Origin of the sequence: Pseudocitrobacter sp. RIT415 (assembly GCF_003057695.2) — a bacterium.
GTDB classification, from domain to species: Bacteria; Pseudomonadota; Gammaproteobacteria; order Enterobacterales; family Enterobacteriaceae; genus Pseudocitrobacter; species Pseudocitrobacter faecalis.
This window is the reverse complement of sequence record NZ_QBJC02000001.1, coordinates 130,015-147,792: the sequence shown is the minus strand read 5'-3', so window position 1 is coordinate 147,792 and position 17,778 is coordinate 130,015. Positions and strand designations below refer to the sequence as shown.

The 17,778-nt window shown below is 54.2% G+C and carries 14 protein-coding genes; 10 read left to right on the top strand and 4 right to left on the bottom strand.

Features of this window, described 5'->3' with window-relative positions; all coding sequences use genetic code 11:
* The first annotated feature begins 170 nt into the window (after positions 1–170).
* The 6 genes from fruB (at position 171) to DBY68_RS00625 (ending at position 7,434) form a co-directional block, all read left to right on the top strand.
* Positions 171–1,301, top strand: a complete 1,131-nt coding sequence (fruB, locus tag DBY68_RS00650) for a fused PTS fructose transporter subunit IIA/HPr protein (RefSeq protein WP_108473648.1) — start codon at positions 171–173, stop codon at positions 1,299–1,301.
* Entirely contained in the window at positions 1,302–2,240 is a 939-nt protein-coding gene (gene fruK, locus DBY68_RS00645; protein ID WP_108473649.1) for a 1-phosphofructokinase, read from the top strand.
* A 16-nt stretch (positions 2,241–2,256) separates the two neighbouring features.
* Positions 2,257–3,942, top strand: coding sequence for a PTS fructose transporter subunit IIBC (gene fruA, locus DBY68_RS00640; protein WP_108473650.1), 1,686 nt, complete (start codon positions 2,257–2,259; stop codon positions 3,940–3,942).
* A gap of 287 nt (positions 3,943–4,229) precedes the next feature.
* Positions 4,230–5,171: a pseudouridine kinase gene (locus tag DBY68_RS00635; protein WP_108473651.1), complete on the top strand. Its 942-nt coding sequence runs from the start codon at positions 4,230–4,232 to the stop codon at positions 5,169–5,171.
* On the top strand, positions 5,159–6,094 hold the full coding sequence (locus tag DBY68_RS00630; protein ID WP_108473652.1) for a pseudouridine-5'-phosphate glycosidase: 936 nt from the start codon (positions 5,159–5,161) through the stop codon (positions 6,092–6,094). Before DBY68_RS00635 ends, DBY68_RS00630 begins: the two co-directional genes overlap by 13 nt.
* A gap of 89 nt (positions 6,095–6,183) precedes the next feature.
* The gene (locus DBY68_RS00625; RefSeq protein WP_108473653.1) at positions 6,184–7,434 is read left to right on the top strand and encodes a NupC/NupG family nucleoside CNT transporter; all 1,251 of its coding nucleotides are present in this window, start codon (positions 6,184–6,186) and stop codon (positions 7,432–7,434) included.
* A 22-nt stretch (positions 7,435–7,456) separates the two neighbouring features.
* Here DBY68_RS00625 and DBY68_RS00620 read toward each other — a convergent pair whose 3' ends face one another.
* From DBY68_RS00620 to DBY68_RS00610, 3 genes are all read right to left on the bottom strand, one after another.
* Positions 7,457–8,551 carry a sugar kinase gene (locus DBY68_RS00620; RefSeq protein ID WP_108473654.1) on the bottom strand — a complete coding sequence of 365 codons (1,095 nt, stop codon included), beginning with the start codon at positions 8,549–8,551 and terminating at the stop codon, positions 7,457–7,459.
* A 2-nt stretch (positions 8,552–8,553) separates the two neighbouring features.
* Complete coding sequence (gene nfo, locus DBY68_RS00615; protein WP_108473655.1) at positions 8,554–9,411, bottom strand: deoxyribonuclease IV; 858 nt, start codon at positions 9,409–9,411, stop codon at positions 8,554–8,556.
* 80 nt (positions 9,412–9,491) lie between these two features.
* A complete protein-coding gene (locus DBY68_RS00610; protein ID WP_108473656.1) occupies positions 9,492–10,541 on the bottom strand; it encodes a YeiH family protein in 1,050 nt (349 codons plus the stop codon).
* A 118-nt stretch (positions 10,542–10,659) separates the two neighbouring features.
* On the opposite strand from DBY68_RS00610, the gene yieE reads away from it, so the two are divergent.
* The 3 genes from yieE (at position 10,660) to cirA (ending at position 15,469) form a co-directional block, all read left to right on the top strand.
* Positions 10,660–11,529, top strand: coding sequence for a DNA-binding transcriptional regulator YeiE (yieE, locus tag DBY68_RS00605; protein WP_015963728.1), 870 nt, complete (start codon positions 10,660–10,662; stop codon positions 11,527–11,529).
* Positions 11,530–11,692: 163 nt separating this feature from the next.
* Positions 11,693–13,162, top strand: a complete 1,470-nt coding sequence (locus DBY68_RS00600; protein ID WP_108473657.1) for an amino acid permease — start codon at positions 11,693–11,695, stop codon at positions 13,160–13,162.
* A 336-nt stretch (positions 13,163–13,498) separates the two neighbouring features.
* Positions 13,499–15,469, top strand: coding sequence for a catecholate siderophore receptor CirA (cirA, locus tag DBY68_RS00595; protein WP_108473658.1), 1,971 nt, complete (start codon positions 13,499–13,501; stop codon positions 15,467–15,469).
* 129 nt (positions 15,470–15,598) lie between these two features.
* On the opposite strand, the gene fghA is transcribed toward cirA, so the two are convergent.
* Positions 15,599–16,435: an S-formylglutathione hydrolase gene (fghA, locus tag DBY68_RS00590; protein WP_108473659.1), complete on the bottom strand. Its 837-nt coding sequence runs from the start codon at positions 16,433–16,435 to the stop codon at positions 15,599–15,601.
* A gap of 138 nt (positions 16,436–16,573) precedes the next feature.
* Between fghA and DBY68_RS00585 the strand changes: the two genes are divergently transcribed.
* Positions 16,574–17,722: a YbfB/YjiJ family MFS transporter gene (locus DBY68_RS00585; protein WP_108473660.1), complete on the top strand. Its 1,149-nt coding sequence runs from the start codon at positions 16,574–16,576 to the stop codon at positions 17,720–17,722.
* The last annotated feature ends 56 nt before the right edge of the window (positions 17,723–17,778 follow it).

Genomic DNA, 17,778 nt, shown 5'->3' with positions numbered 1-17,778 from the left:
TGTAGATCTAACTTTAAACATCAGAAATTCAACTTATCTTGCAGGGTGGTTAAGAAAGGGACAGACTCCATTGAAACGTTTCAGCGTCATCTGACCTTTCTTTCGGCATAAGGTGACGCCTTTTTTCTCATGTTAGCTGAAACGATTCAATTCAGCAGGAGAGGAGAACCATGTTCCAGTTATCTGTTCAGGATATTCATCCCGGTCAGCAGGCCGCGGATAAAGAAGAGGCTATTCGGCAGGTTGCTTCAGCACTGGTCAGTGCAGGCAACGTGGCGGAAGGTTACGTCGCCGGGATGCTGGCGCGTGAGCAACAAACGTCCACTTTCTTAGGCAATGGCATCGCCATTCCGCACGGCACCACCGATACGCGTGACCAGGTGCTGAAAACTGGCGTCCAGGTTTATCAGTTCCCGCAGGGCGTGACCTGGGGTGAAGGGCAAACGGCGTATGTGGCTATCGGTATTGCCGCAAGCTCAGATGAACACCTTGGTCTGCTGCGTCAGCTGACGCACGTGCTGAGCGATGACTCGGTTGCTGAACAGCTGAAAAGCGCCACCACGGCGGAAGAGCTGCGTGCATTGCTGATGGGCGAAAAGCAGAGCGAATCGCTGAAGCTTGATAACGATACGCTGTCGCTGGATGTCGCGGCAAACGATCTGGTGACGCTGCAGGCGCTGAACGCCGCGCGTCTGAAAGAGGCGGGAGCGGTCGATAGCGCTTTTGTCGCCCATGCGATTAACGAACAGCCGTTGAATCTCGGTCAGGGTATCTGGCTGAGCGATGGTGTAAACGGCAACCTGCGTAGCGCCGTGGCGGTGAGCCGTGCGGCAAGCCCGGTTAGCGTGGGCGAATCTCAGGCTGCCATGTTGATTACCGTGGCAATGGCGGACGATCAACCGACAGCCGTGCTCAGCCGACTGAGTAATCTGCTGCTGGAAAATAAAGCTGAACGTCTGCTGAAAGCCGATGCGGCTACCCTGCTGGCGCTGCTGACCAGCGACGATGCGGCAGCGGAAGACGTCTTAAGCGAAGAGTTTGTGGTGCGCAACGAGCATGGCTTACATGCCCGTCCGGGTACCATGTTAGTCAATACAATCAAACAGTTCAGCAGTGATATCACCGTCACCAACCTTGATGGCAGCGGTAAACCGGCGAACGGTCGTAGTTTGATGAAAGTTGTCGCGCTCGGGGTGAAGAAAGGCCATCGCCTGCGCTTCACCGCTCAGGGGGACGATGCTCGTCAGGCACTGGACGCAATTGGAGAGGCGATCGCCTCTGGCCTCGGGGAGGGCGCATAAATGAGCAGACGCGTTGCAACAATCACACTGAATCCGGCCTACGATCTGGTTGGCTTCACGCCAGAAATTGAGCGTGGCGAAGTTAACCTGGTACGCACTACCGGCCTGCACGCCGCGGGTAAAGGGATTAACGTTGCAAAAGTGCTGAAGGACCTGGGCATCGATGTCACCGTCGGCGGCTTCCTCGGCAAAGACAACCAGGACGGTTTTCAGCAACTGTTCAGCGAACTTGGCATCGCCAACCGTTTTCAGGTGGTGCAGGGGCGTACCCGCATTAACGTGAAGCTGACGGAAAAAGACGGTGAAGTCACCGACTTCAACTTCTCCGGTTTCGACGTGACTGCCGCAGACTGGGAACGTTTTGTGAACGACTCCCTGAGCTGGCTGGGGCAGTTCGACATGGTGTGCGTCAGCGGCAGCCTGCCGGCAGGCGTCAGCCCGGAAGCGTTTACCGACTGGATGACGCGTCTGCGTAGCCAGTGTCCGTGCATCATTTTCGACAGCAGCCGTGAGGCGCTGGTGGCGGGCCTGAAAGCCGCGCCGTGGCTGGTGAAACCGAACCGTCGCGAACTGGAAATCTGGGCAGGTCGCAAGCTGCCGGAAATGAAAGACGTGATTGACGCGGCTCACGCTCTGCGTGAACAGGGTATCGCTCATGTGGTGATTTCCCTCGGCGCGGAAGGCGCGTTGTGGGTAAATGCCTCTGGTGAGTGGATCGCTAAACCGCCTTCAATGGAAGTGGTCAGCACCGTGGGTGCAGGGGATTCCATGGTCGGTGGCCTGATTTACGGCTTGCTGATGCGTGAATCCAGCGAGCACACACTGCGTCTGGCGACGGCAGTAGCGGCACTGGCCGTTAGTCAGAGCAACGTCGGCATTACCGACCGTACCCAACTGGCGGCCATGATGGCGCGCGTTGACTTACAACCGTTTAATTAACAGCAGGAGAGAAATCATGAGAACGCTGCTGATTATTGATGCCGGACTCGGACAGGCTCGCGCCTACATGGCGAAAACCCTGCTGAGCGCGGCGGCACAAAAAGCAAAGCTCGAACTGATTGATAACCCGAACGATGCGGAACTGGTGATTGTGCTGGGATCAGCCTTACCAACAGACAACGCTCTGGTCGGAAAGAAAGTCTATCTGGGTGATATCAATCGCGCAGTCGCGCATCCAGAACTGTTCCTTGGCGAAGCGAAAGGTCATGCGCTGCCTTACGAAGCACCGGCTATCGCGGCACCCACAACCTCTGGCGCGGTCAAACGCATCGTGGCGGTAACCGCATGCCCGACCGGGGTCGCACATACTTTTATGGCGGCGGAAGCGATTGAGACTGAAGCCAAAAAACGCGGTATGTGGGTGAAGGTTGAAACCCGCGGCTCCGTGGGCGCAGGCAATGCCATCACCCCGGAAGAAGTTGAGCAGGCCGATTTGGTTATTGTGGCGGCGGATATCGAAGTGGATCTGGCGAAGTTCGCCGGTAAACCGATGTATCGCACCTCGACCGGCCTGGCGCTGAAGAAAACGGCGCAGGAGTTTGATAAAGCCCTGGCCGAAGCGAAGCCGTATCAACCGACCGGCCAAACCCAGGCCGCGACCAGCGCGAAGAAAGAGGGCGGCGGCGCTTATCGCCACCTACTGACCGGTGTTTCTTACATGCTGCCGATGGTGGTGGCGGGCGGCCTTTGTATCGCGCTCTCCTTTGCCTTTGGTATCAAAGCGTTCGAAGTACCGGACACGCTGGCTGCCGCGCTGATGCAAATCGGCGGTGGTTCAGCCTTTGCCCTGATGGTTCCTGTTCTGGCGGGCTTCATTGCCTTCTCAATTGCTGACCGTCCTGGCCTGACGCCGGGTCTGATTGGCGGTATGTTAGCCGTTAGCACCGGTTCAGGCTTCATCGGCGGTATCATCGCGGGCTTCCTTGCCGGTTACGTGGCGAAAGCCATCAGCACGAAGCTGAAACTGCCGCCGAGCATGGAGGCGCTGAAACCGATTCTGATCATTCCGCTGATCTCCAGCCTGATCGTTGGCCTGGCGATGATCTACCTTATCGGTAAACCGGTTGCCGGTATCCTGGCGGGTCTGACGCACTGGCTGCAAACCATGGGCACGGCGAATGCCGTTCTGCTGGGTGCCATTCTCGGCGGTATGATGTGTACCGACATGGGTGGCCCGGTGAATAAAGCGGCGTATGCGTTCGGCGTCGGTCTGCTCAGTACACAAACCTACGCGCCGATGGCGGCAATTATGGCCGCGGGCATGGTGCCACCGCTGGCGATGGGCGTTGCGACGCTGGTTGCGCGCAACAAGTTTCATAAAGGTCAGCGTGAAGGCGGTAAGGCGGCGCTGGTGCTGGGTCTGTGCTTCATCTCTGAAGGGGCAATTCCTTTCGCAGCGCGTGACCCGATGCGTGTTCTGCCATGCTGTATCGTTGGCGGCGCAATCACCGGCGCTATCTCCATGGCGGTAGGCGCAAAACTGATGGCGCCGCACGGCGGTCTGTTTGTTCTGCTGATCCCTGGCGCAATCACTCCGGTTCTGGGTTATCTGCTGGCGATTGTGGCGGGTACGCTGGTGGCAGGCTTGTCCTACGCAGTGGTGAAACGTGCTGACGCGGAAGGGGTCGCGAAAGCAGCGTAAGGTTTTATCTTCTTGTTAAAAAGGGCGGAGATTATCTTCGCCTTTTTTCATGTCTCAAATAATTGTGTCCTTAATCCCACTTTTGATAATGCAAAACGCATATTGCTAATATATTTGTGATTCACTTCATATCTCTTCCATAACGCTCCTTTCGATAGCTTTACTTTACATTCATACCTGGCCAGGATAAACACATGTTCGATAGTGAACATGTGTTTAATAAGTGTGTTTTATGGCGTTAATAACGAACTCTGCATGAAAGGGACGAATATGTCCGGGGGCGTTCTATGCTTGAAGATAATTATATTGTTACGATTGGTTCTGCGAACATGGATGTCGCTGGATATTCGCAGAATCAATTGAATTATGCTGATTCAAATCCCGGAAAGATAAGGTTTACCCCGGGAGGTGTGGGTAGGAATATTGCCCATAATATTGCACTGCTCGGTAAAAGTTCCTGGCTTCTGACGGCTGTCGGTGATGATTTTTATGGCCAGTCTTTGCTTATGCAAACAGAATTATCAGGTGTGCATGTAGATAAATGCCTGAAAGTTTCTGAGGAAAGTACCTCCAGTTATCTTTCCCTTCTGGATAATACCGGTGAAATGCTGGTTGCTATTAATGATATGAGCATCTCTGAATGCTTATCACCAGAATTTTTGGCGCAACATCGGGAATTTATTCGGGGAGCACGCGTCATCGTTGTTGATTGCAACATCAGCGAGGCGGCCCTGGCATGGATAATGGAACATCGAGGTAAAACGCCGATTTTTGTCGATCCGGTATCAGCGTGGAAGTGCGTGAAAATCCGTGACTGGCTCCCTCACATTCATACCTTAAAACCGAACCGACTTGAAGCGGAAACATTGAGTGGGATACCTCTGGTCTCACGCCAGGATGTCACTGCTGTCGCGGCATGGTTCCACCAACAAGGCCTACAACGGCTGGTTCTGAGTATGGGGGGCGACGGCGTTTATTACAGTGATATGCAGGGTGAATCTGGCTGGTCATCGCCTCTGAAAACGCAAGTCGTGAACGTTACGGGAGCCGGTGATGCCATGATGGCTGGGCTTGCTGCATGCTGGCACGAAGGTTTTTCATTACCTGAATCCGTTCGTTTTTCCCAAGGGTGTGCCTCAATGGCGCTCTCATCTGAATATACCAACAACCCTGAATTATCGTTTTCTAACGTATTAGCTTTAGTGGAGAGAAAAGAATGTCAGAATTAACTATTTCATCTGATTTATTACAGATTTCACCGGAAGTTAAGCAAGCGCTTGCAGATAATAAACCGGTCGTGGCACTGGAATCGACGATTATTTCCCATGGAATGCCATTTCCACAAAACGCACAAACGGCCATTGAAGTGGAAGAGACAATCCGCAAACACGGTGCGGTTCCTGCCACTATCGCTATTATCGGCGGAGTCATGAAAGTTGGGCTCAGCCAGCAGGAAATTGAATTGTTAGGTCGTGAAGGACACAGCGTAACCAAAGTAAGTCGCCGTGATTTACCCTTTGTCTTGGCTGCTGGAATAAATGGTGCAACCACCGTTGCATCAACCATGATTATTGCTGCTCTTGCCGGTATTAAAGTTTTTGCCACGGGAGGGATTGGCGGTGTTCATCGGGGCGCCGAACATACCTTTGATATTTCAGCCGACTTACAGGAACTCGCCCATACCAATGTTGCGGTGGTTTGTGCCGGTGCCAAATCTATTCTCGATCTGGGTTTAACAACCGAATATCTCGAAACATTTGGGGTACCGCTTATTGGCTATCAAACAAAAGCGTTACCCGCCTTTTTCTGTCGGACCAGCCCGTTCGAGGTGAGTATTCGTCTGGACACACCGGAGCAAATCGCACGAGCGATGGCCGTGAAATGGCAGTCTGGCCTGAACGGTGGTCTGGTTATCGCCAATCCTATCCCTCAGGCATATGCCATGCCAGAAGAGCAGATCAATTCGGCAATTGATCGCGCGGTGGCCGAGGCGGAACAGCAGGGCATTGTCGGGAAAGAAAGTACGCCGTTCCTGCTGGCGCGTGTTGCTGAACTGACCGGCGGCGACAGTCTTAAATCTAACATTCAGTTGGTCTTTAATAACGCGATTCTGGCCTGCGAAATTGCCAAAGAGTATCAGCGTTTGCAGTAAATCAGCATCGGGCAGGAGGCTGTCGCCCGTCACTCTGTTTTTGAAAACCTGGCCTGTGCCAGGTTTTCCACCAGGTAAGGGTATTCATTATGGATATTATGAGAAGTGTTCTGGGAATGGCGGTACTCCTGATCATTGCGTTTTTACTCTCGGTGAATAAAAAACGGATTAGCCTGCGTACTGTAGGGGTGGCGCTGGCTTTGCAGATTGCCATTGGTGGCATCATGCTCTATTTCCCGCCAGGAAAATGGCTGGTAGAGCAGGCGGCAATGGGTGTTCATAAAGTGATGTCCTACAGCGATGCCGGGAGTGCATTTATTTTTGGCTCATTGGTTGGACCCAAGATGGATGTGCTTTTTGATGGGGCCGGGTTTGTCTTTGCGTTCCGCGTTTTGCCCGCCATTATCTTTGTGACTGCCCTGATAAGCCTGCTTTACTACATCGGCGTGATGGGATTGCTGATCCGTATTCTTGGCGGTATTTTCCAGAAAGCACTGAATATCAGCAAAGTTGAATCTTTTGTCGCGGTAACAACGATTTTCCTCGGCCAGAATGAGATCCCGGCGATCGTGAAGCCGTTTATTGAGAAGTTGAACCGCAATGAACTGTTTACCGCTATCTGTAGCGGTATGGCCTCGATTGCTGGATCGATGTTGATCGGATACGCCGGAATGGGCGTGCCCATTGACTATCTTCTGGCTGCGTCATTAATGGCAATCCCCGGTGGCATACTGTTCGCCAGACTGATGAGCCCGGCGACGGAAGAGTCTCAGGTAACGTTTGAGAATCTTTCCTTCACCGAAACGCCACCAAAAAGCATTATTGAAGCAGCGGCGAGCGGGGCCATGACCGGGCTGAAGATTGCCGCCGGTGTGGCGACAGTCGTAATGGCATTTGTGGCGATTATCGCGTTGCTGAACGGCATTATCGGGGGCGTTGGCAGTTGGTTTGGTTTTGAACATGCATCCCTTGAAGGGATTTTTGGCTATGTGCTGGCACCGCTGGCGTGGATTATGGGCGTTGACTGGAGTGATGCTACGCTTGCGGGTAGCCTGATTGGGCAGAAACTGGCAATCAATGAATTTGTCGCCTATCTGAGTTTCTCTCCATACTTGCAAGTCGCGGGTTCGCTGGATGTGAAAACCATCGCGATTATCTCGTTTGCCCTTTGTGGATTTGCCAATTTCGGTTCGATTGGCGTCGTTGTGGGCGCATTTTCGGCCATTGCTCCCCAGCGTGCACCGGAAATCGCCCAGTTGGGTGTGCGGGCGCTGGCTGCGGCAACGCTCTCAAATTTAATGAGTGCGACCATTGCGGGTTTCTTTATTAGCCTTGGGTAATGAAAACGGTTAGCAGCGCACATTACTGTGCGCTGTTTTTTAGCAGATACCAGGCGTTGTCAACTGAGAGTGTTGGGTTGTTGATACTGATGCTGGCACGCGTTAAGGCCGCACAGGCAACGGCAAATTGTGCGCCGTCTCTGAATTCGCTTCCGTCGAGGAAGCTATAAAGTAGCCCAGCCATCAGCGCGTCATCAGCGCCAAAACTGTCCACCACCGGATGCGCTGGCGGCGTCAGCGCAAAGGCTTCTCCCTCTTTTTCGCTACAAAAGACGGACTCGTCTTCCAGACAAACGGCGATGCGCTGTATGCCCTGAGCGTGTAAATCGTTAGCAGCACACCGTAACTGCTCATCATTAGTGATGGCGTTCCCCCACAGGATTTCCAGTTCACGGCGTGTCGGTTTTAACGTGTGAATGCGACCCAGCCAGCTTTTGACTTTTTCCGCTTTAAACTCTGAGACGGTATCCACAAATACCGGAATATTTCCGGCCAGCGTAAAGACCCACTCCAGCGCTTGTGGCGTCAGATTGCAGTCCACGAGGATCACCCCTGCATGCGTGAGCAGCTCTCGCGAGGCGTTGAGAAGTTGGGGGGTTAGCGCATCAAGTAAATGTGTGTCGTTGATGGCCAGGACCGTTTCATCCTGCGGATTGGCAATCGATAAATAGGTTGAGGTATTTTGCCCATGCAGGCGAATGCAGTTCTGGGTATTTACGCCGGCCTGACGCGTTTGCTCAAGCAACATATCACCATAAAAATCGCTGCCCACCGCCGAGAGTAAATGAACATCCCGCCCCAGCAGTGCCAGATTGTGGGCGATATTACGTGCCACACCTCCGGCAGAACAGCGAATATCGCCTGGCTGGGAGGCCGCTTGCGGATAATGGATATCAGCGACCCCGCGAATATCCATATTGATTGCGCCCAGCACGACGCAGTAATCCTGTTCAGTCAGGATGTAGCCTTTACCTTTGATTAACCCTTTGCGCGTGAGATCCATAATGTGCGCCGCGACGCGTGAACGACTCACCTGCAAAATGTCGGCGATTTCGTTTTGCTGAATAAGCGGGTTACGGCGCAGGATGTTGAGGATCTGCTTCTCCCTGTCAATCATGCTTACGCCACCTCTTCAGCAACCTGCTGCGCTTTCAGCCACGCAATCTCTTCCGCCCAGATATCCGGGTTTGTGGTTTCCAGAATTAGCGGAATACCGTCAAAACGGTTGTCCTGCATAATCCAGCGGAAGGCATCGTGGCCGATATTGCCTTCACCGAGGCTGTTATGGCGGTCGACACGGCTGCCGAAGGCGCTTTTTGCATCATTGAGGTGCATCCCGCGCAGGTAGTTAAAGCCCACGATACGCTCAAATTCGGCAAAGGTTTTTGCACATTCGTCAGTGGTACGCAGATCGTATCCGGCGGCAAAGGCGTGGCAGGTATCAATGCAGACGCCGACGCGGGATTTATCTTCCACACCGTCGATGATGGCCGCCAGATGTTCGAATTTAAAGCCAAGGTTGCTGCCCTGACCGGCCGTGTTTTCAATCACCGCGGTCACGCCTTCGGTTTGCGCCAGCGCGATGTTGATGGATTCAGCGATACGCGCCAGGCACTTATCTTCATCAATTTGCATCAGGTGGCTGCCAGGGTGGAAGTTCAGCAGCGTCAGGCCAAGCTGCTGGCAGCGGCTGAGCTCATCAATAAAAGCTTCGCGAGATTTTTCCAGCGCCTCTTCCACAGGGTGACCGAGGTTAATCAGATAGCTGTCGTGGGGAAGGATCTGCGCGGCGGTGTAGTGATATTTTTCGCAGGCCGCTTTGAAATCATCAATCACTTCGGTTGTGAGAGGGGCGGCGCGCCACTGGCGCTGATTTTTGGTGAACAGGGCGAAAGCGGTCGCTCCTAATTCTGCTGCACGAATGGCGGCGTTGGCTACGCCGCCGGAGGCGCTCACGTGCGCTCCAATGTATTTCATAACGACTCCTGTTAAACCCGCCAGAGGAGGGGAAAGCAAACCGTAATCATAGCGGGTTAACAGGGAGAAGTCGTGATGGATTATGCCATCAGGGCGTGAACCGCAAGGTTGATAGCGCCACCGCCGACGATTAACCAGATGAACAGCACCAGCGCCATCAGCATCGGTTTTGCACCGGCTTTTTTCAACGCGCTCACGTGGGTGGTTAAGCCCAGCGCCGCCATCGCCATTGCCAGCAGTACTGTATCCAGCGTCACCAGCATATCCACTACGGCTTTCGGCAACAGGTGGAAGGAGTTGAAAATCGCGACCACAATGAACAGCACCGCAAACCAGGGGATAGTGATTTTACTTTTCTGACCGCTGCCCGCCGGAGCAAGCTGCTTCACTCGCGCTGCCAGAATGAGCAGGAACGGAGCCAGCATCATCACACGCAGCATTTTCGATATCACCGCCGCGTTTTCCGCATCCGGGTTAATCGCATGACCCGCAGCAACCACCTGCGCCACTTCGTGCATGGTTGAACCAATATAGATGCCGTAGGTTTCCGGGGTGAACCAGTGCGCCAGCAGTGGGTACATCGCCGGGTAAAGGAAAATAGCCAGCGTACCGAAGATAACCACGGTCGCGACTGCTACGGTCACTTTACTCGCTTCTGCTTTTACCACCGGTTCCGTCGCCAGTACGGCTGCCGCGCCACAGATACTGCTACCCGCACCAATCAGCCAGCTGGTTTGTTTATCCAAACCAAATACCTTTTGCCCCAACCAACAGGCCAGTAAAAAGGTGCTGGTCAGCGTGAGGGCATCGGTGGCAATCCCGCTGACGCCCACTTCAGCAATTTGCGAAAACGTCAGGCGGAAGCCATAAAGAATGATACCGAGCCGCAGCAGGTGCTGTTTGGCAAACAGGACGCCGCCGTCGCAGGACTGCCAGATTTTAGGGTAAACCGTGTTACCGATGACCATCCCCAGCAGGATAGCCAGCGTTAATGCACTGAAGCCTGCGCCTGAAATAGCGGGAATCCCCCCGGCCCACAGTGCCGCCCCGGTGATCACCGCGCTAAGCGCCAGCCCGGGGAGATAGTGTCTTACAGTACGATGAGGTTCGCGTAATGTGATTTCTGCCATAACCTTCTCCTTTGTCTGGGCAAAAGATTACGCCGTGCTGGTTTAAAGATAAAATTGATTATATATTTATAATTAATCGTAATAACTGGTAAGCACCGATTTAACGGGCAGGAAAGATATGCATATCACGCTGCGACAGCTTGAAGTGTTCGCGGAAGTACTTAAAAGCGGTTCCACCACCCAGGCCTCGCAGATGCTGGCGCTGTCACAGTCTGCGGTCAGCGCGGCGTTAACCGATCTCGAAGGGCAACTGGGCGTGCAGCTTTTTGACCGCGTCGGTAAACGGCTGGTGGTGAATGAGCACGGACGTCTGCTTTATCCGCGCGCGCTGGCGCTGCTGGAACAAGCAACTGAAATTGAGCAACTGTTCCGGGAAGATAACGGTGCCATCCGCGTCTACGCCAGTAGCACTATCGGTAACTATCTCCTGCCGGAAATGATTGGTCGCTATCGCCGGGATTTTCCTGATTTGCCGATTGAGCTTAGCGTCGGCAACAGCCAGGATGCCATTAATGCCGTGGCGGATTTTCGCGTGGATATCGGTTTTATTGAGGGGCCGTGTCATTCAGCAGATATCGTGGCGGAGCCCTGGCTGGAGGATGAACTGGTGGTGTTTGCCGCACCGGATTCGCCATTGCTGGAAGGGGAGGTGACCCTCGCGCGTTTGTCGGCGCAGCCGTGGATATTGCGTGAGAAAGGCTCCGGTACCCGCGAAATCGTCGATTATCTGCTGCTTTCGCATTTGCCGCAGTTCCGCCTGGGGATGGAGCTTGGCAACTCAGAAGCCATCAAACATGCGGTGCGCCACGGGCTCGGCATCAGTTGTCTGTCCCGTCGGGTGATTGCCGAACAGCTGGAAAGCGGAAAACTGGTTGAGGTGACGGTGCCGTTACCGGGCCTGAACCGCACGCTGTGGCGCATTCATCATCGGCAGAAACATCTGTCTAATGCGTTACAGCGTTTTCTCTCATACTGCACCATCTCATAGAGGTCGCCAGCTGGCGAGAAACTCGCCAGCCACAGCATGTACTGCTTTACTTATAATTGGCCGCTAATCATGAAGGTCTCTTATAACTGCGCATTTCTGCCAGATGATGCGCTTCTCGTCTGCTACAATCGCGCCTCAATTTTTGGATGGACAGTATTTTCACATGGGTTCCGAAACGAAAACCACACAAGCGCCCGCGCTCCGTCGCGAACTCAAGGCGCGTCACCTGACGATGATCGCCATTGGCGGTTCAATCGGTACAGGCCTTTTTGTCGCATCAGGCGCAACCATTTCCGCAGCAGGCCCCGGCGGGGCGTTATTCTCCTATATTCTGATTGGCCTGATGGTGTACTTCCTGATGACCAGTCTGGGCGAACTGGCGGCATACATGCCGGTTTCCGGTTCGTTCGCCACTTATGGTCAGAACTATGTTGAAGAGGGCTTCGGCTTCGCGCTGGGCTGGAACTACTGGTACAACTGGGCGGTGACAATCGCCGTTGACCTGGTCGCCGCACAACTGGTGATGAGCTGGTGGTTCCCGGATACGCCGGGCTGGATCTGGAGCGCCGTGTTCCTGTGCGTCATTTTCCTGCTTAACTACATCTCTGTTAAAGGCTTCGGCGAAGCAGAATACTGGTTCTCGCTAATTAAAGTCGCCACCGTCATCATCTTCATCGTTGTGGGTGTAATGATGATTATTGGCATCTTCAAAGGCGCACAGCCTGTGGGCTGGAGCAACTGGACAACCGGCGATGCGCCGTTTGCCGGTGGCTTGTCGGCGATGATTGGCGTGGCGATGATTGTCGGTTTCTCCTTCCAGGGCACCGAGCTGATTGGTATCGCGGCGGGGGAATCTGAAGATCCAGAGAAAAACATTCCACGTGCGGTGCGTCAGGTGTTCTGGCGAATCCTGCTGTTCTATGTGTTCGCCATTCTGATTATCAGCCTGATTATTCCGTATACCGATCCGAGCCTGCTGCGTAATGATGTTAAAGACATCAGCGTCAGCCCGTTCACCCTGGTCTTCCAGCATGCGGGTCTGCTCTCAGCGGCCGCGGTGATGAATGCCGTTATCCTGACGGCGGTACTGTCGGCGGGTAACTCCGGGATGTACGCATCCACGCGTATGCTTTATACCCTGGCGTGCGACGGTAAAGCACCGCGTATCTTCTCGAAGTTGTCAAAAGGCGGTGTGCCGCGTAACGCGCTGTATGCAACTACGGTGATTGCGGGCCTGTGCTTCCTGACCTCTATGTTTGGCAACCAGACCGTTTACCTGTGGCTGCTGAACACCTCCGGGATGACAGGCTTCATCGCCTGGCTGGGGATAGCCATCAGTCACTATCGCTTCCGTCGTGGTTACGTGATGCAGGGCAATGATATTAACAATCTGCCGTACCGTTCCGGGTTCTTCCCGCTGGGGCCGATCTTCGCGTTCGTCCTGTGTCTGATTATCACCCTGGGCCAGAACTATGAAGCGTTCCTGGCCGATACCATCGACTGGGGGGCTGTTGCCGCGACTTATATCGGTATTCCGCTGTTCCTGATTATCTGGTTTGGTTACAAGCTGAGTCGTGGAACACGCTTCGTTCGCTACAGCGAAATGCACTTCCCGGAGCGCTTTAAGAAATAATTAGCGCTCAGTCTGAGAAGCCCTCTTCACGCAAAGAGGGCTTTTTTTTACCCAAAATTACACACCGCCTAAGATTATTCCCCTATTGATAGAATTAAACGATTACATATTGACATAACTTTAAATAACTAAATTGATAATTGTTATCATTCTCTTTATCATCTCCGCGTTAATACTGGATGAAGCCACTCCCTCTCTTACGGTAAATCGTGACCGACAAGAGGCGACAGCCACATCTGCATAAAAAAATAAGCGCTGAAGGTCAGCAGCGTGAAGCAGTCAGTGTGAGCAATACCCTTTTGAAATAATTACGTATTCACCTCATGGAGATTTGGAATGTTCAGGTTAAACCCCTTCGTCCGGGGCGGGCTCTGCGTGTCCGCTTTGTCACTGGCGCTGCCGGTTACCGCCGCCACTGAAGGCGAACAAATGGTCGTCACCGCTGCTGCAACCGAGCAGAGCGTCAAAGATGCCCCCGCCAGTATCAGCGTGATCACTCAGGAAGATCTGCAACGCAAGCCGGTGCAAAACCTGAAAGATATCCTCAAGGAAGTGCCGGGTGTACAGCTCACCAATGAAGGCGATAACCGCCAGGGCGTGAGTATTCGCGGCCTCGACAGCAGCTACACTCTGATTCTCATCGATGGTAAACGCGTGAATTCGCGCAACGCCGTTTTCCGTCATAACGATTTTGACCTGAACTGGATCCCGGCAGACTCCATCGAGCGTATCGAAGTGGTGCGCGGGCCCATGTCCTCACTTTACGGTTCCGATGCGCTGGGCGGCGTGGTCAACATCATCACCAAAAAGATTGGTCAGAAGTGGACGGGCAGCATCACGGCTGACACCACCATTCAGGAAAACCGCGATCGTGGCGATACTTACAATGGCCAGTTCTTTACCAGCGGCCCATTAGTGGATGGCGTACTGGGAGTGAAAGCCTTTGGTAGCCTCTCCAAACGTGAGAAAGATAAGCAGGAATCGTCCACTACCAGCTCCACCGGTGAAACGCCGCGTATCGAAGGTTTCACCAGCCGCGATGCCAACGTCGAATTTGCCTGGACACCCACGGAGAATCAGGACATCACCGCCGGTTACGGTTTTGACCGTCAGGACAGAAATTCAGACTCGCTGGATAAGAACCGTCTTGAGCGTCAAAACTATTCCCTGACTCATAACGGTCGTTGGGATGTCGGTAACAGCGAGCTGAAGTTCTACGGCGAAAAAGTCGATAACAAGAATCCTGGCAACAGCAGCCCAATCACCTCAGAAAGCAACACCATCGACGGTAAATATGTGCTGCCGGTAGGCGCTATCAACCAGTTGATCACGTTCGGCGGCGAATGGCGACACGACAAGCTGAAAGATCCGGTTAACCTCACTGGCGGCACCAGCAGCAAGACCTCTGCCAGTCAGTACGCGCTGTTTATTGAAGATGAATGGCGTATTTTTGAACCACTGGCGCTGACCACCGGTATTCGTATGGACGATCACGAAACCTATGGCGACCACTGGAGCCCGCGTGCTTACCTCGTGTATAGCGCGACGGATACCATTACGGTGAAAGGCGGCTGGGCAACGGCCTTTAAAGCGCCATCGTTGCTGCAATTGAGCCCCGACTGGACGACTAACTCCTGCCGCGGCGGCTGCCGTATCGTCGGCAGCCCTGATCTGAAACCCGAAACCAGCGAAAGCTGGGAAATGGGTCTCTACTACCAGGGGGAAGAGGGCTGGCTGGAAGGCGTGCAGGGTAGCGTGACCACCTTCCGCAACGATGTGGAAGATATGATCAACATTGCGCGTACTTCTGATGTCAGCACAGCGCCAGGCTATTCTAACTTCGTTGGTTTTGATTCCAGCGGCAAGCCAATTTTCGCGTATTACAACGTGAATAAAGCACGAATTCAGGGTGTAGAAACCGAGCTGAAAGTGCCGTTTGGTGAGCAGTGGAAAGTGACGCTGAACTACACCTACAACGATGGTCGCGATCTCAGTAATGGCGGGAATAAGCCGTTGAAGGAGCTGCCGTTCCATACGGCTAACGGTCGCGTAGACTGGACGCCGGTACAGGACTGGTCGTTCTACCTGGCGGCGCGTTACAACGGCGAACAGCGTGCGGTGAGCGCAACGTCGAAAACGCCGGGCGGCTACACGACCTGGGATCTGGGCGGCGCATGGCAGGCCACGCAAAACGTTAAGCTGCGTGCCGGTGTGCTCAACCTGGGGGATAAAGACCTGAGTCGTGATGACTACAGCTATAACGAAGATGGTCGTCGCTACTTTATGGCGGTGGATTACCGCTTCTGATGGTGCGGTAGCGGTAGTGTCGGATGCGGCTACGCCTTATCCGACCTACGAGTTCATGCGCATCAGGCAATCCCAGGATCGCATGCGTTCGTAGGCCGGATAAGCGCCAGCGCATCCGGCAACCCACGCTTACGTCAACAAATACTGCGCATGGAAGCGCAGATGATCCTCAATAAACGACGCAATAAAGAAATAACTGTGATCGTAACCCGGCTGAATGCGCAGCGTCAGCGGCCAGTCTTTTTGCCGCGCGATCTCCGCGAATACCGCAGGCTGCAGTTGATCGGCCAGGAACTGATCGTTGTCACCCTGATCGATAAGCATCGGAATCGCCGCATCAGCATGGCTCCCATGCAACAACGCGCAACTGTCCCACTGCGCCCAGGCGGATTGATCCTCACCCAGATACGCTGTAAACGCTTTCTTACCCCACGGCACAGTGGCTGGGTTCACAATAGGGGCAAACGCCGATGCGCTCACATATTTATCCGGATTCTTCAGCGCCAGCAGCAGTGCGCCGTGGCCGCCCATTGAGTGACCGCTGATAGCACAGCGATCGCTGACATTGAACTTATCCTGAATCAGGGCTGGCAGCTCATCGCGAATATAGTCATACATTCGGAAATGTGCCGCCCACGGCTGCTGCGTGGCGTTCAGATAAAAACCCGCGCCCTGGCCCAGATCATAGCCATCATCATTAGCGACATCCGCGCCGCGCGGGCTGGTATCGGGCATCACCAGCACTATGCCCAACTCAGCGGCAACGCGCTGTGCGTTCGCTTTCGTGGTGAAGTTCTCGTCCGTACAGGTCAAGCCGGATAGCCAGTAAAGTACCGGCGGTGGCGTTGTCCCGCGGGGAGGCGGTAAAAAGATGCTGAACGTCATAACGCAGTTCAACGTAGTGGAGTCGTGCCGCCAGCGTTGTTGCCAGCCTTCAAAACAACGATGTTCTTCAAGCAATTCCATGCAAGGCTCCTTATATTCAAAAACAGAAATACTGGGATCATCATACAGATAATTCATCGCCGTTGAGTAACTTTCACTTCCGCATCGACTTGATATATCGCATCATACATATAACTTATTGTTAACAATTGAGGCGATATGGCCTTACGCATCGCATTCAGCGGCTTTACGGTGCTGGTGGTGATCATGGGGATAGGGCGCTTTGCCTTTACCCCCCAGGTGCCATTAATGATGGCTGACAACCAGCTGACGCTGACCAGCGCCGGGCTGGTGGCGGCGATGAACTATCTGGGCTATCTGATTGGCGCGTGGGATGCGATGCGCGCGCAGCGTCACGTTGAAACGCGCTTGTATCTGGGCATTGCCGGGGCGGTGGTGTTCACGCTGCTTTCCGCGTGGGCCGATAATGCCTGGCTGCACGGTATACTGCGCCTGATTCTGGGCTGCATGAGCGGTTGGGCGCTGGTGCTCACCGCCGCCTGGACCAACGAGCGTCTTGCGCAGTCAGGCCATGTTGGGTTGAGTGCCGCGGTTTTCGCGGGGCCAGGCGCGGGAATTGCACTGAGCGGCCTGCTGGCGGTGTGGATCCACTCTCAGTCGCTGACCGCGTCGCAGGGCTGGCTGCTTTATGGCCTGCTGGCGTTACTGCTGATTATTCTGGTGGCGCGCTGGTTGCCGCATCCCGGCGCGCTGCATCCGTCAGGCACAACGCCCGAACCGCTACATTTAACCGCCGACCTCAAACGTCTGGTCTGGAGTTACAGCCTGGCGGGATTCGGCTATATTTTGCCCGCGACCTTTCTCTCACAAATGGCCTCGCAGCGCTTTCCCGGTAGCCTGTTCGCCCAGTTTGTCTGGCCGATATTTGGCGTTGCGTCGGTAATCGGTATCGCTCTGAGTATTGCGATGCGTCACCTGGGTAAAAGCCATCACCGTCTGGCGGTGGTTCTGTGGTTGCAGGGGATTGGTGTGCTGTTCGCGTGGTTGGTGCCTGGTTTGCCGGGGTTAGCTTTGGGTGCTGCGCTGGTGGGCGGCGGTTTCCTTTGCGCGGTGCAGCTTTCGCTGTTATATGGGCGGGAGCTGGCGCCGCGTCACTCACGCTATATGGCCGGATTGCTGACTACTGGCTATGCAGTCGGTCAATTGGTTGGCCCAATGACCTCGGCGTTATCGACCTGGCTTACGCATCGCCTGGACCCTGCGCTTGGCGTCGCGGCGCTGGCGCTGTTTATTGGCGGCGTACTGGTATGGCGACCAGAGCATGCAAGGCAGCAGCAATTGCAATAATTATCGTTACGAATACTGGATTATGTGCGCGGCCTCACGCACAATAAGTGCAAACT

What these genes read in the sequence shown, in the direction of transcription:
- fruB (WP_108473648.1), top strand. Translation starts at nt 171, where the DNA reads ATGTTCCAGTTATCTGTTCAGGATATTCATCCCGGTCAGCAGGCCGCG.
- fruK (WP_108473649.1), top strand. Translation starts at nt 1,302, where the DNA reads ATGAGCAGACGCGTTGCAACAATCACACTGAATCCGGCCTACGATCTG.
- fruA (WP_108473650.1), top strand. Translation starts at nt 2,257, where the DNA reads ATGAGAACGCTGCTGATTATTGATGCCGGACTCGGACAGGCTCGCGCC.
- DBY68_RS00635 (WP_108473651.1), top strand. Translation starts at nt 4,230, where the DNA reads ATGCTTGAAGATAATTATATTGTTACGATTGGTTCTGCGAACATGGAT.
- DBY68_RS00630 (WP_108473652.1), top strand. Translation starts at nt 5,159, where the DNA reads ATGTCAGAATTAACTATTTCATCTGATTTATTACAGATTTCACCGGAA.
- DBY68_RS00625 (WP_108473653.1), top strand. Translation starts at nt 6,184, where the DNA reads ATGGATATTATGAGAAGTGTTCTGGGAATGGCGGTACTCCTGATCATT.
- DBY68_RS00620 (WP_108473654.1), bottom strand. Translation starts at nt 8,551, where the DNA reads ATGATTGACAGGGAGAAGCAGATCCTCAACATCCTGCGCCGTAACCCG.
- nfo (WP_108473655.1), bottom strand. Translation starts at nt 9,411, where the DNA reads ATGAAATACATTGGAGCGCACGTGAGCGCCTCCGGCGGCGTAGCCAAC.
- DBY68_RS00610 (WP_108473656.1), bottom strand. Translation starts at nt 10,541, where the DNA reads ATGGCAGAAATCACATTACGCGAACCTCATCGTACTGTAAGACACTAT.
- yieE (WP_015963728.1), top strand. Translation starts at nt 10,660, where the DNA reads ATGCATATCACGCTGCGACAGCTTGAAGTGTTCGCGGAAGTACTTAAA.
- DBY68_RS00600 (WP_108473657.1), top strand. Translation starts at nt 11,693, where the DNA reads ATGGGTTCCGAAACGAAAACCACACAAGCGCCCGCGCTCCGTCGCGAA.
- cirA (WP_108473658.1), top strand. Translation starts at nt 13,499, where the DNA reads ATGTTCAGGTTAAACCCCTTCGTCCGGGGCGGGCTCTGCGTGTCCGCT.
- fghA (WP_108473659.1), bottom strand. Translation starts at nt 16,435, where the DNA reads ATGGAATTGCTTGAAGAACATCGTTGTTTTGAAGGCTGGCAACAACGC.
- DBY68_RS00585 (WP_108473660.1), top strand. Translation starts at nt 16,574, where the DNA reads ATGGCCTTACGCATCGCATTCAGCGGCTTTACGGTGCTGGTGGTGATC.